This window comes from Streptomyces sp. NPDC029122 (assembly GCF_055569445.1).
Window position 1 is genome coordinate 346,202 of the sequence record NZ_JBVHWK010000001.1, and the last position, 12,850, is coordinate 359,051.

Consider the following 12,850-nt stretch of genomic DNA (forward strand, 5'->3'; position numbering starts at 1 on the left):
GCTTCTCACTCCTCAGGACCGGCCGGCGATACGGGTGATGCGGTCGATGGCGCGCTCGAACCCGCCGGTGAGCTCGTCGAAGACGGCTTGGACGCCGCGCTCGCTGTTCATCCGGCCGACGATCTGGCCCACCGGGGTGCCGAGCAGCGGCTGGACCTCGTACTTCTGGATCCGGGAGACGGCCTCGGCGACGAGCAGGCCCTGGAGCGGCATGGGGAGGGCGCCGGGCCCCTCCGGGTCGTCCCAGGCGTCGGTCCACTCGGTGCGCAGCTGGCGGGCGGGTTTGCCGGTGAGGGCGCGGGAACGGACGGTGTCGCCGGAGCCGGCGGCGAGGAGCTTCTCGGTGAGGGCACGGGAATGCAGGTCGGCCTCGGTGGTGGTGAGCCAGAGGGAGCCGAGCCAGACGCCCTGGGCGCCGAGGGCCAGTCCGGCGGCGATCTGCTCGCCGCTGCCGATGCCTCCGGCGGCGAGGACGGGGAGCGGGGCGACGGCTTCCGCGATCTCGGGGACCAGGACCATGGTGGCGATGTCGCCGGTGTGGCCGCCGGCCTCGTAACCCTGGGCGACGACGATGTCGATGCCGGCTTCGGCGTGGCGGCGGGCGTGCTTGGCGCTGCCGGCGAGGGCGGCGACGAGGACGCCGTTCTCGTGGGCGCGGGCGATGACGTCGGCGGGAGGTGAACCGAGGGCGTTCGCCAGGAGTTTGATGGGGTAGTCGAAGGCGACGTCGAGCTGGTTGCGGGCGACCTGCTCCATCCAGCCGGTGATCCGCCAGCCCGAGGCCTCGCCCTCGGCGAGTTCGGGGACCTGGTGCTTGGCGAGGGTGTCGCGGACGAAGGCGCGGTGTCCCGCGGGGATCATCGCCTCGATGTCGGCCTCACTGACGCCGTCGACGGCCTTCTTGGCGGGCATGACGACGTCGAGGCCGTAGGGCTTGCCGTCGGTGTGCGCCTGCATCCAGTCGAGGTCGCGTTTGAGGTCGTCGGGGGCGGTGTAGCGGACGGCGCCGAGTACGCCGAAACCGCCCGCGCGCGTGATGGCCGCGGCGACCGCCGGGAAGGGCGTGAAGCCGAAGATGGCGTGCTCGATACCCAGTTCCTTGCTCAGCTCCGTCTCCATGGGCGTGAGGATGCCGCAGGGCGGCGGCCGAGGGAAGAGATTTTCTGATGCTGTGTCAGATTCTTGCGGGCGGGCCCGTGCGGAGGGTCCCCGGCGGGCGGGCAGATACCCAGTAGCGTGCGGAGCGCCCGGGGCGGCAGGCTGAACGGACCCCGGGCCCGCGCCGAGCGGCCGGGGCCCGGGGGCACGGGACACGTGGCGGTACCGGGCCGCGGACGGGCGGGCCGCGGAGCGGGCGCAGGACGGCGGGCGGGCAACACTCGGCGGGCAGCGGACGGTTCGGAGCCGACAGGAGGCCGATCATGGTGGGAATCACGGGGGCGGGAGCGGAGGCGCCACGCGGGCCGCGGGACGACGGCGGGCCGGAGCACGGACGCGGAACCGGGGTCGGGCGCGGAACCGGGGTCGGGCGCGGAACCGGGGCCAGGGCCGAAGCAGGAGCAGGGGCCAGGGCCGGGAGCGACCTCGGAGCCCGGCACGGCGTCGAGACCGGGGCCGGGGCCGGGCCCACGGCCGGGGCCGGCCTCGAAGCCCGAACCGTCATCGGACCCGGACACGGCGTCGGGGCCGGGGCCGGGCACGGCATCCGAGCCGGGGCCGGGCCATGGGTGGGGGGCGTGCCCGGTCCGGGGCCGAGTCGGCGGCGCCTCGGGGCGCGGCTGCTGGCGCTCGGCGGGGTGCTGGTCCTGCACGCGGCGCTGCCGGGGTCACCGGCCGGGGCGGCGGGCGGCGCGGCCGAGCGGCGCGCCCTCCAGGGCCTGCGGCTGCGCTACGGATCGGCGCGGCAGGCCGGGCTGCTGGAGCGGCACCTGGAGGGGGTCGCGGAGGAGGCGGGGCGCTTCCTGGGCCCCTCCCCCGAGCACCCGTACTACGCCGGGGCCGTGGTGCTCGCGGGACGCGGCCGGACCATCGCCCTGCACCGGGCGATGGGGGACGCGGTGCGGTACGCGGACTACGACGGCCGCACCGACCGGCCGGTGGAGTTCCCGGCGGCCGAGCGGATCGCGATGACCGAGGACACCGTCTTCGACCTGGCCTCCCTGAGCAAGCTGTTCACCTCGATCCTGGCCGTGCAGCAGATCGAGCGGGGCCGCCTGGAGCTGGAGGCCCGGGTGGACCGGTACCTGCCGGAGTTCACGGGGGGCGGGAAGGAGGCCGTGACGGTCCGACAGCTCCTCACCCACACCTCGGGGCTGCGCTCGTGGGCGCCCTTCTACCAGGAGTCCACCCGCGAGGGACAGCTGCGCCTGCTGTGGTCGGTGCGGCCGCAGGAAACCCCCGGGACGGTGTACCGCTACTCCGACCTCAACCTGATCGCGCTCCACCTGCTCCTGGAACGGATCACCGGCCGCACTTTGGATGTCCTGCTCCACGACGAGATCACCGCTCCGCTCGGGATGCACCGCACTCGCTACAACCCACCCCTGTCCTGGCGCCGGGTCACCGCCGCCACCGAGGTGCAGCGCCCGCCCTGGTCGGGCCTGGACCGGGGGCTGGTGTGGGGGCAGGTCCACGACGAGAACGCGTACGCCCTCGGCGGGGTCGCCGGCCACGCCGGTGTCTTCGGCACCGCCTGGGACCTCGCGGTCCTCTCCCGCGCCCTGCTCGACGGCGGGGTCTACGCGGGCAGGCGCATCCTGCGCCCCGCCTCCGTCGAACTGCTCTTCACCGACTACAACACCGCCTTCCCCGGCGACGACCACGGCCTCGGCTTCGAGCTCTACCAGCACTGGTACATGGGGGCCCTGGCCACCCCGCACTCCGCCGGGCACACCGGCTTCACCGGCACCTCCCTCGTCCTGGACCCCTCCACCGACTCCTTCCTGATCCTGCTCGGCAACTCCGTCCACCCCGTGCGGACCTGGCGGGCCGGCAGCGCGCCCCGCGTCGCGACCGGCAACCGCTTCGCCCGGGCCGTGCCGGTCCGTACGAAGCACGGCGGCCCCGCCTGGTTCTCAGGCATGGAGGCCGGCGGCTCGGGCACCCTCACCCTGCCCCCGCTGACCCCCACAACGGCACGGGCCCGCCTGCGCTGCGCGGTGTGGTGGGACACGGTGCCCGGCGCGGGGGCCTTCCACCTGGAGGTCTCCCCCGACGGGGCCGCCTGGGAGCCGCTCCCCTTCAGCACGGTCCGCACCACGGGCGGCGCTCCCGAAGAGTGGCCGGCCGGCTCGGCCGGGGGCTGGTCGGGCCGCGTCTGGCACCGCCTCGAAGCCCCCCTGCCCGCCTGGACCGCCGGCCGCGAGGTCCGCATCCGTTTCCGCCACGCCTCGACCGGCCGCTACGTGGGGCGCGGGGTGTACGTGGACGTCCTGCGGGTCGCCGAACCGGCCGGGCTCCTCTTCTCGGAGGACCTCCCGGCGGACGCGTCCCGCATCGAGGCGTTGGGCTGGACCCGTTCGGCGGACTGACGGACCTCGCGGGGCCGGGTGGCGGGTGGCGGCCTACGGAGGCCCGCCGGGCGGGACGGGAGTGGCGTCCGAGGCGCGGTGCCGGGCGTCGCGGACAGGGCGGGAACTCCGACGACGGGCCCACCGCGACTTCGGCGACGGGCCTAGCTCTTGAGCCGCTCCCGCAGCTCTTCCAGGTCGGTGAGGAACCAGGTCTGGCCGCCCCGGTTGCATTCGCGGACGAAGTCCCGCAGGGCCGTGCTGTCGTCGGTGTGGCGGGAGATGTCGCCGAGGACGACGAGGCCCACTCGGTAGGTGACGAACTTCTGGACGATGTCACCGGCGATCCGGGTGCTCAGCCGGAAGAACGCCTCGTCGAACCGTCCGGCCGGGACGACGACCCACCGGGCGCCCTGCCAGGCGGCGTTGCCCACCAGGTCCAGGACGTCCCGTTCGCCGCCGATCCGCCCGCCCTCCGGGTCGCACAGCAGAACGGGCACGTCGTGGATGGTGCTCAAGGTGCTCATGCGGACCGAGGCTAGGCGCTGGTCCCGGGTGCGGGCGAGGCGTTTTCGGCCCCCCGGCCGCCGTTCGGGGAGCGGCGGGCGCGGTAGAGGTCGCGGAGCAGGGCGATCTCGGCGCCGTGGTGGAGGACTTCCTGGTTGACCCACCACACGATGTCGACGAACGGCTCCTCGGCGTCGCTGCCGTGCGGGTAGGTGCAGTACCCGACGGTGTCGAGCGCGGCCTCGTCGACGCTCAGCAGCGCCGTGTGCCAGGCGTCGGCGGCGGTCGCGAACGCGGCCACGGCCCCGGCCGCGTCGCCGGTGACGGGGTGGTCGTCGCGGGTGAGGCGGCGGGTGCCGGCCGTGTGGTCGGCGCGCAGGGTCAGCATCTCCGTCAGGTGGCTCAGTCGCCAGGCGAGGGTCGTGAAGGGCGGCGGCCAGGGGTGCGGGTAGGAGGCCGCGTCACGGCCCCACTCGCCCGTGCGGGCACCGGCCAGGAGCGTCGCGCGCGGCCCCGGACCGTCCGTGCGCCGTCGGACCGACCAGCAGTCGGCCACCGGCTCCCAGAGGTACTCCTCGTCGGTCATGGGCACCACCCGGGTGTCCGTACCGTCGCCGCTGTCCATCACCGGACCCGCCAGGCGGCCGGACAGGCGCGTGGACGCGAACGTGAACTGCCGTATGAGCGGGGCCAGCCGGGGCACGCTCACTGGCCCTCCCGGATCAGGCAGAAGGGGTGTCCGGCGGGGTCGGCGTAGACGCGCCAGCCCCGGGCGTCGGGGGTGTCGTCGAGGAGGGTGGCGCCGAGGGCGAGGACCCGTTCCTGGGCGCGGTCGAGGTCGGCGACGGCGAGGTCCAGGTGGGCCTGCTGGGGGTGGGCGGGGTCGGGCCACCGCGGCGGCCGGTGGTCGGTGACCTGCTGGAAGGCGAGGACGGCTCCGGACGGGGTGTGGAGCGTGGCCCAGTGCTCGTCCAGGGTCCAGCGCCGGTCGGGCCGGTTGACCTCCCCTCCGAGCAACTCGCCGTAGAATCGGGCGAGTTCGAGCGGTTGCGGACAGTCCAGCACCACGCACTGCAGTTCGGCGATCATGTCGGGATCCTAAGGGCTGTCCGTGATCCCCGGCGGGCGCGCGGCGCCGGCCACGGCACCTCGCCGCACGGCCCTCCGCCTCGCGGTGCACCGCGTCCGACGCCGGGCGCCGACCCACCGCGGATCACGGGACGGCCCTCAGGCCGCAGCGAGTGCGGCGTCGATCATCCGGCGGGCGACGGTGGTCAGTTCGGCCGGGTCCGGTGCCGGGCGGGCGTGGGCGAGGGCGCCTGCGAGCCGGTCGTAGAGCAGGCCGTCGGTCCAGGCGGCCAGGAGTTCGGCGGACTCCCCCGGCCGGGGTGCGCCGAGGGCCGCGAGGACGGCGGCGGCGCGGGCGCGGGCGGCGAGGCCCGCCTGGCGGAGGGCCGGTTCCAGTTCCGGGTTCCGGGCGGTCTCCAGGCTGAGCTCGAAGCGTGCCAGCTGCCGTTCGCGTCCCCGCGTCAGCCACTGGTGCAGCAGTGCCCCGAACAGCCGCGCGGCGGCGTCCCGGTCCTGCGGGGCCTGCGGCGGGCCGGCGCCGTCGAGGTCGGCGAGGTCCAGCTCGGCGAGGCGCCGGTAGCAGGCGCCGATGAGCGCGGTCCGGGTGCGGAAGTAGTACGAGGTACTGCCGGCCGGAAGGGCGGCGGCGCCGTCGACGGCCCGGTGCGTCAGGCCGCGCAGTCCTCCGGCGGCGACGAGGGCGATGGCCGTGTCCGCGATCAGCGTCCGGCGGTCGGCGGCGGGGGGCGGGCTCTCCGGGGTGGACATGCCGTCACTCTACAGCTGTAGAGTGACGGTCGAGCCCTCTACGGATGTAGAGGAGCCGTCAAGGCAGGAGGCCGTGCCATGCCCGAAACCCCGCGCCACGCCGTCGTCGCCGGTGCCGGGATCGGCGGTCTCACCGCCGCCCTCGCCCTGCACCGCCAGGGGTGGCGGGTCACCGTCTGCGAACGGGCGGCCGCACCGGCGGCCGTCGGCGCGGGGATCGTCCTCGCCCCCAACGCCCTGCGCGCCTACGACGCCATCGGCTTCGACGCCACCCGCGCGGCGGGCCGCGCCGTCCCGGCCTCCCTGGGCGTGCGCCGCCCCGGCGGCGCCCGGCTCAGCCGCGCCGACACCGCCGCACTGGCCGCCCGCTACGGCCGGCCCCCGCTCGCCGTCCACCGCACCGCGCTCACCGCCGCGCTGGCGCGGGCGCTGCCCGGGGGCACCCTGGTGTACGGGGCCGGGGTCACCGCCGTGGACGGGGACGGCGGCCGCGCGGTGGTCCGTACCGCCGCCGGGGACCTCACCGCCGACGCCGTGGTCGCCGCCGACGGCATCCACAGCCCGCTGCGCCGGCGCCGCTTCCCGGACCACCCGGGCCTGCACTACGCCGGGGAGACCGCCTGGCGGACCGTGCTGCCGTCCGGGCCGGCGGCCGAAGCGGCCGAGACCTGGGGCCGGGGCGAACGCTTCGGGACGGTCCCGCTCGCCGACGGGCGGGTCTACCTGTACGCCACCGCCGTCGTCCCCGAGGGGTACCGGCCCGCGGACGTCCGCACCGAACTGCTGCGGCGCTTCGGCACCTGGCACGATCCGATACCCGCCCTGCTGGCGCGGATCGACCCGGAGGCGGTGCTCCAGCACGACCTGTACGACCTGGCCGCGCCGCTCCCCCGGCTCCACGACGGCCGCACCGCCTGGATCGGCGACGCCGCACACGCCATGACCCCCAACCTCGGCCAGGGCGGCTGCCAGGCCGTCGAGGACGCCGTCGTCCTCGCCCACCTGCTGGGCGGCCCTGACGTGCCGGCCGCCCTGGCCGCCTACACCCGGGCCAGGCTCGCCCGCACCGACGCCATCCGGATCCGGGCCCGCCGGATGGGCCGGGTGGCCGCCCTCACCCATCCGCTGGCGGTGGCAGCGCGCGACCTCGCCCTCCGGGCCGCCCCGGCGAGCGCCGCGCGGCGCGCGCTGGACGACCTGTTCGACGGTTTCGCCCTCCCGGCCCTCCCCGCCCACCCGGCCCACCCGGCCCACCCGGAATGAAGACCGCCCCCGGGCTCCGCCCGACGCGAAGCGGCTCAGCGGCCCAGTACCGCCATCGCCGCGTTGTGGCCCGGGATCCCGCTCACGCCGCCGCCGCGGACCGCCCCGGCACCGCACAGCAGGACGTTGCCGTGGGCGGTCTCCACGCCCCAGCGCCCCGTCTCCGCCTCGTCCCCGTACGGCCAGGACAGGTCCCGGTGGAAGATGTGCCCGCCCGGCAGCCGCAGTTCGCGCTCCAGGTCCTGCGGGGTCTTGGCCTCGATGCAGGGGCGCCCGTCGCCGTCGAAGGCCAGGCAGTCGGTGAGCGGCTCGGCCAGGTGGGCGTCCAACTGGGCCAGAGTGGCGGTCAGCAGCACCTCGCGGGCCTGCCGGTTGTCCTTCTCGAAGAGCCGGGCCGGGGTGTGCAGGCCGAAGAGCGTGAGCGTCTGGTAGCCCTGGCCGGCGAGCTCCGGCCCGAGGATCGAGGGGTCGGCCAGCGAATGGCAGTAGAGCTCCGAGGGCGGTACGGACGGCAGTTCCCCTCCCGCCGCCTCGCCGTGGGCGCGCCTGAGCTGCTCGTAGCCCTCCGCGACGTGGAAGGTGCCGCCGAAGGCCTCGCGGGGGTCCACCGAGGTGTCGCGCAGCCGGGGCAGCCGGCTCAGCAGCATGTTGACCTTGAGCTGGGCGCCCTCGGGGGCCGGGGCGGCGGTGCCGGGGGCCTCGCCGAGGAGTTCGGCCAGCGCCCGGGGGGAGGCGTTGACCAGCACGGTGCGCGCCACGACCGTGCCCTCGCCCGTCGCCGTGCGGAAGACGACCTCGGCCGGGGCGGTGCCGTCGGTGTGGATGCGCAGGACCTCGTGGCCGGTGGCGATCCGCGCGCCGCCCGCCCGGGCGGCCGCGGCCAGCGCGTCGGTGAGGGCTCCCATGCCGCCGACGGGCACGTCCCAGTCGCCGGTCCCGCCCCCGATCACGTGGTAGAGGAAGCAGCGGTTCTGTACGAGTGACGGGTCGTCGGCGTCGGCGAAGGTGCCGATCAGGCCGTCGGTGAGGACCACGCCCCGGACCAGGTCGTCGGCGAAGCGTTCCTCGAGCGCCCGCCCGAGCGGCTCCTCGAACAGCATCCGCCAGGCCGCCTCGTCGTCGATCCGGGCCCGCAGCTGCGCACGGGTGGGCAGCGGTTCGGTGAGGGTGGGGAAGACCTTGCGGGCGATCCGGCCGGTGGTCCCGTAGAAGGCCCGCCACGCCTCGTACTCCCGGTCCGAGCCGGTGAGCTTCGCGAAGGACTCCCGGGTGCGGGCCTCGCCGCCGCCGACGAGGAGCCCGCCGGGGCGGCCGTCGCGCTCGAAGGGCGTGTACGAGGAGACCGTGCGCCGCCGTACCGCGAACCGCAGCCCCAGGTCCCGGACGATCTTCGCGGGGAGCAGCGAGACCAGGTAGGAGTAGCGCGAGAGCCGGGCGTCGACCCCGGCGAAGGGGCGGGTGGAGACGGCCGCCCCGCCGGTGCGGTCGAGCCGTTCGAGGACCAGTACCGAGCGGCCGGCGCGGGCCAGGTAGGCGGCGGCGACGAGGCCGTTGTGGCCGCCTCCCACGATCACCGCGTCGTACACGTCCTGCGCGAAGCCCCGGGAACCTGAGTTGGCGGTCATGGCTCTTGGTAGCACACCTGGCCGAGCCGCTCCAGACAGTGCGCCTCGTCGGCGTGGGCGAGGACCGTGTCGGGGTGCTCGTCGCCGAGGGAGCGTTCGCGGATGCCGGACAGGTCCCGGTAGATGGGCAGCGCCTCGTCCCAGCGGCCGAGCCGCCCCAGGCCGACGGCGAGTTCCCGGCGGCTGACCAGGGTGTCCGGGTGTTCCGCGCCGAGGACCCTGGCGCGCGCCGCGCCGACCTCGCGGGCCTCGGCGACTGCCTCCTCCCAGCGTTCGAGGCGGCCCAGGTTGACCCCGAGGACGTGGCGGGCGCGCAGGGTCTCCGGGTCGGCGGCGCCGTAGGCCCGGGTGCGGTCGCGGACCAGGGAGCGGAACAGGTCGAGGGCCTCGGCGGCGCGGCCGGTGCGGCCCAGGGCGATGCCGGTCTCGTAGCGGGCGGCGAGGGCGTCGGGGTGGTCCCGGCCGAGTACGCGTTCCCGGGCGGCGGCGACCTGGCGGAACCCGGTCAGGGCCTCCTGCCAGCGGCCGAGCCGGCCGAGGGCGTACGCGGCCTCGTAGCGGCTCTGCAGGGTCTCCGCGTGCTCGGCTCCGAGCACGGCGGCGCGGTCGGCCGCCACCTCGGCGGCGGCCACGTGGGCCTCGGCGTGCCGGCCGAGGGCGCTCAGGGCGCAGGCCAGGCTGTGGCGGCAGCGCAGCGTGTCGGGGTGGAGCGGGCCCGTGGCGCGGACGCGGGCGGCCAGCACCGCGCGGTACATCTCGTAGGCCTCTCCGTGGCGGCCGAGGCGGCCCAGTTCGTACGCCTCCTCCTGGCGGGCGGCGAGGGTCTCGGGGTGGTCGGGGCCGAGCACCCGGGCCCGGCCCTGGGCCACGGCGGCGTACACGGCGAGGGCCTCCTCGGGCCGGCCTGCGCGGCTGAGGGCGAAGGCGCGGGTGTGGCCGGCGGCGAGCGCGTCGGGCTCTCCGGCGGCCGGAGTGCGCAGCGCCAGCCCGTACGCGGCGGTGAGCCGGGGGTCCTCGGCGGGGGCGGGCCGGCTGATGCGGTGCTCGGCCGTCCCGAGAGCGGAACCGGAACCGGAACCGGAGGCAGAGCCAGAACCTGCGGAACCCGAACCGGAGGCCGAGCCGGAACTCGCGGAAACGGCACCGGATCCGGTCGCGGCGGAGCGGGCCGCCGTCCAGGAGCCGGTGAGCAGGGCCCACTCCCCGCTGGCGGGGCGGGCGTCCACTCCGGCCTTGCGCCCGGCGGTCATCCCCGCCGCCCAGGCGGGCAGCGGGGGCTGGGCGGCGGGCCGCCCGCCGGGGCCGAAGCGGGACTCGACCAGGCGCCGGTGCAGGTGGCGGGCGTCGCCGGGCCGGTCCTCGGGACGCTTGGCCAGCAGCTCCAGCACGAGCCGCTCGAAGTAGCCGGGCAGTTCGGGGCGGTGGTCGCGCAGCGGTACGGGCGCGGTGTCGCGGTGGCCGACCAGTACGGACCAGGAGTCGCCGAGGTCGAAGGGCGGGGCTCCGGTGGCGATCTCGTAGAGGACGCAGCCGAGGGAGTAGAGGTCGCTGCGGTGGTCGACCTCGCCGCCCGCGATCTGTTCGGGCGACATGTAGTGCGGGGTGCCCATGGCCATGCCGCCGCCGGTGAGCTTGGCGGTGAAGCCGATGTCGTGTGCCAGGCGGGCGATGCCGAAGTCGCAGATCTTCACCGTGCCGTCGGTGAGCCGCATGATGTTGGCGGGCTTGAGGTCGCGGTGGACGACGCCCTGGTCGTGGGTGTAGCCGAGGGCGGCGGCCATCTGCTCGGCGATGTCGAGGACCACGTCGACGGGGAGCGGGCGCGCCTCGTTCTCCTCCATGAGCTGGCTGAGGTTGCGTCCCTCGAGGAGTTCCATGACCAGGTAGAGGGGGCCGCCGGAGGCGCTGTCGTCGCCGAAGTCGTGGACGACGGTGACGCCCCGGTGCTGGAGCGAGGCGGCGACGCGCGCCTCGCGGCGGAAGCGCTCGCGCAGGACCTGGGTGAAGTGGGCGTCCTGTTCCGGGCCGAGGGGCTTGAGGCACTTCACCGCGACCTGCCGGCCGAGCGACTCGTCGCGGGCACGCCACACCTCGCCCATGCCGCCGCGCCCGATCAGATCGAGTGACCGGTACCGGCCCTGGATCAGTCTGGACTCCGCCATGTCTTAAAGCCGCCCCCGTCGTCGTGCCGCGCCCTCCCCGGCCGGTCCAGTATGGCCGCTGATGTTCGCAGTGTGTACGCGGAGGGGCGGGTGCCGGGGCCGAGTCGGCGCATCGCTCTCAAGATGTGACCTGGAGGCAGCCGCCGGGGCGGACCTGCGGGAATGCTGCGCAGCACGCGGCGCGTGGGGCGCAGGCGGCGGGTGACCGCGCGCGGGGCCGGTGCGGGGTGTCCGTACGGCTGGTGCGCCCGGTGGGGCAGGGATCCGTGGGCGGGGCCAACGGGCGGGCGCCCCAGCGGATTTCGGCCAGGGCCGAGGTCCGCGGGCCGGGGCGGCGCACGGGAGTTCCCCGGCGGCACGGGCGCCGGCCCGGCGGCGGGGCGGGTGTACGGCGCCCTTGCTCCGGGAAGCCCACCCGGGCGTGCCTCAGGTCAGCCGCGAGACGTGGTACTGGCGGATCCGCCAGCCGTCTCCGGTGTGCTGGGCGAGGACGGAGAGGCGGACGGTGAGCGGGGTCCCGGCCGGTTCCTCGGGGGTGGGCGTCCGGAAGGTGACGGTGGCGAACCCGCCGAGCGCCTCGGCGGCGACGGGGCGGGAGTGCAGGACCTCCACGGTGGCGGTGGTGCCGGGCGGGACGTTCTCGTAGTAGGTCCGTATCTCCGCCCGGCCGTTCAGCAGCCGGGGGGACAGGCCCTGGAAGAGGGCGTCCTCGGCGAAGAGGGCCACGATGTCGTCGACGCGGCGCTCCCCGAAGGCCGCGCGCCACTCCTCCAGGATGTCGGCGAGTACCCCAAAACGGTTCGACAAACGCCCGTTACCTCCGGTTCCATGGTCAATAACTTATTAAGACACCATGTTGGCAGCCTACGTACCGATACCGGCTACTTTTCGAAGTGCATAATGAGGCCATGCAGGATCATGCAAGGCAGTACCCGGGGGAATGTTGTGAACGTGACCGCTCCGCGGACACAGGGGGCGGCGTATGCGGTGAGGGCCTGACCGTCTACCGCCAGGCCGTCGTGAAGGGATGCACGCCCAGGGACGGCGCACCCGCCTGTCTCCTGCGGATGGGGCTGCTCGTCGCTCCGCCGGACGACCCGACCGTCCTCGTGCCCGTGGCGCCGGACGTCGCCAAGGCCGAACTCGTCCGCCCCATCGAGCAGTCGCTGGAGCGGCAGCGGCTGGACGCGCACGCCATCGCCGGGAGCTTCGTACCGGTGGCCGCGATCTACACCGCCGCCAAACGCGAGCACACCGGCTGGGCCACCGCGATCGACGGGGAGAAGGTCGTCCACTCCACGCTGGCGCACGCGGTCCGCGAGTGCCGGGAGGAGCTCATGACGGTGCAGCCGGGGGGCTCGCGCGTCTCGTACGACCTGGACGAACTCGACCACGTACGCGGTGCCGTACGGCACCGCACCCTGTACCCGCACGCGGCCCGGACCCACGCGGCAACGCTGCGCCACATCGAACGGCTCACCGAGGCCGGGTGCGAGGTCCGCACCCTCGACCACGTCTTCGACCGGCTGATCGTCATCGACCGGGCCGTCGCCTACGTCCCGGGCCCCGGCGAGGGCCGGACCTCGGTGCTGGAGATCAGGCAGCCCTCCATCGTCTCCTTCCTCGTGCGGGTCTTCGAGGAGGCCTGGGAACGGGGTTCGACCATCGACCCGGGTGCCTCGCGCACCGTGGAACCCGACATCGCCGACGAGATCCAGCGGGCCGTGATGCGCCTGTTGGTGGCCGGTCACACGGACGAGGCGATCGCCCGCCGGCTCGGCACCAGCCGGCGGACCGTCGCCGCCCACGTGAGCCGGATCGCCGCCACCCTGCAGAGCCGCAGCCGGGCCCAGCTCGGCTACCTCATCGCCACCAGCGGGCTGCTGCCCGTGGACGAGCGCGCCGAGCCGGACTGCGCCCCCCTCTCGGCCTGATCCCACCCGTCGAG

11 protein-coding genes are annotated in these 12,850 nt (G+C 75.3%); 3 read left to right on the forward strand and 8 right to left on the reverse strand.

Going from position 1 to position 12,850, the window contains the following annotated elements; genetic code table 11:
* Positions 1-12: 12 nt before the first annotated feature.
* Positions 13-1,119 (reverse strand): nitronate monooxygenase, encoded by a 1,107-nt coding sequence (locus ACZ4WZ_RS01470; RefSeq protein WP_467883881.1) that lies wholly within the window; start codon positions 1,117-1,119, stop codon positions 13-15.
* Between the two features lie 617 nt (positions 1,120-1,736).
* Here ACZ4WZ_RS01470 and ACZ4WZ_RS01475 point away from each other — a divergent pair.
* Positions 1,737-3,530 (forward strand): serine hydrolase domain-containing protein, encoded by a 1,794-nt coding sequence (locus ACZ4WZ_RS01475; protein ID WP_467883883.1) that lies wholly within the window; start codon positions 1,737-1,739, stop codon positions 3,528-3,530.
* 143 nt (positions 3,531-3,673) lie between these two features.
* On the opposite strand, the gene ACZ4WZ_RS01480 is transcribed toward ACZ4WZ_RS01475, so the two are convergent.
* From ACZ4WZ_RS01480 to ACZ4WZ_RS01495, 4 genes are all read right to left on the reverse strand, one after another.
* The gene (locus tag ACZ4WZ_RS01480) at positions 3,674-4,036 is read right to left on the reverse strand and encodes a DUF4180 domain-containing protein (protein ID WP_467883885.1); all 363 of its coding nucleotides are present in this window, start codon (positions 4,034-4,036) and stop codon (positions 3,674-3,676) included.
* A gap of 11 nt (positions 4,037-4,047) precedes the next feature.
* Positions 4,048-4,725, reverse strand: coding sequence for a DinB family protein (locus tag ACZ4WZ_RS01485; protein WP_467883886.1), 678 nt, complete (start codon positions 4,723-4,725; stop codon positions 4,048-4,050).
* Positions 4,722-5,105, reverse strand: a complete 384-nt coding sequence (locus ACZ4WZ_RS01490; protein ID WP_467883888.1) for a VOC family protein — start codon at positions 5,103-5,105, stop codon at positions 4,722-4,724. The genes ACZ4WZ_RS01485 and ACZ4WZ_RS01490 overlap by 4 nt, the downstream gene beginning before the upstream one ends.
* A 138-nt stretch (positions 5,106-5,243) precedes the next feature.
* On the reverse strand, positions 5,244-5,852 hold the full coding sequence (locus tag ACZ4WZ_RS01495; protein ID WP_467883890.1) for a TetR/AcrR family transcriptional regulator: 609 nt from the start codon (positions 5,850-5,852) through the stop codon (positions 5,244-5,246).
* A 78-nt stretch (positions 5,853-5,930) separates the two neighbouring features.
* On the opposite strand from ACZ4WZ_RS01495, the gene ACZ4WZ_RS01500 reads away from it, so the two are divergent.
* A complete protein-coding gene (locus ACZ4WZ_RS01500; protein WP_467883892.1) occupies positions 5,931-7,115 on the forward strand; it encodes an FAD-dependent monooxygenase in 1,185 nt (394 codons plus the stop codon).
* A 35-nt stretch (positions 7,116-7,150) separates the two neighbouring features.
* On the opposite strand, the gene ACZ4WZ_RS01505 is transcribed toward ACZ4WZ_RS01500, so the two are convergent.
* From ACZ4WZ_RS01505 to ACZ4WZ_RS01515, 3 genes are all read right to left on the reverse strand, one after another.
* Positions 7,151-8,740, reverse strand: a complete 1,590-nt coding sequence (locus ACZ4WZ_RS01505; RefSeq protein WP_467883893.1) for a phytoene desaturase family protein — start codon at positions 8,738-8,740, stop codon at positions 7,151-7,153.
* A complete protein-coding gene (locus tag ACZ4WZ_RS01510; protein ID WP_467883894.1) occupies positions 8,737-10,902 on the reverse strand; it encodes a serine/threonine-protein kinase in 2,166 nt (721 codons plus the stop codon). Before ACZ4WZ_RS01510 ends, ACZ4WZ_RS01505 begins: the two co-directional genes overlap by 4 nt.
* Before the next feature lie 426 nt (positions 10,903-11,328).
* Positions 11,329-11,709 (reverse strand): SgcJ/EcaC family oxidoreductase, encoded by a 381-nt coding sequence (locus tag ACZ4WZ_RS01515; protein WP_467883895.1) that lies wholly within the window; start codon positions 11,707-11,709, stop codon positions 11,329-11,331.
* A 260-nt stretch (positions 11,710-11,969) separates the two neighbouring features.
* On the opposite strand from ACZ4WZ_RS01515, the gene ACZ4WZ_RS01520 reads away from it, so the two are divergent.
* The gene (locus tag ACZ4WZ_RS01520; protein ID WP_467883896.1) at positions 11,970-12,836 is read left to right on the forward strand and encodes a helix-turn-helix transcriptional regulator; all 867 of its coding nucleotides are present in this window, start codon (positions 11,970-11,972) and stop codon (positions 12,834-12,836) included.
* Positions 12,837-12,850: the final 14 nt, after the last annotated feature.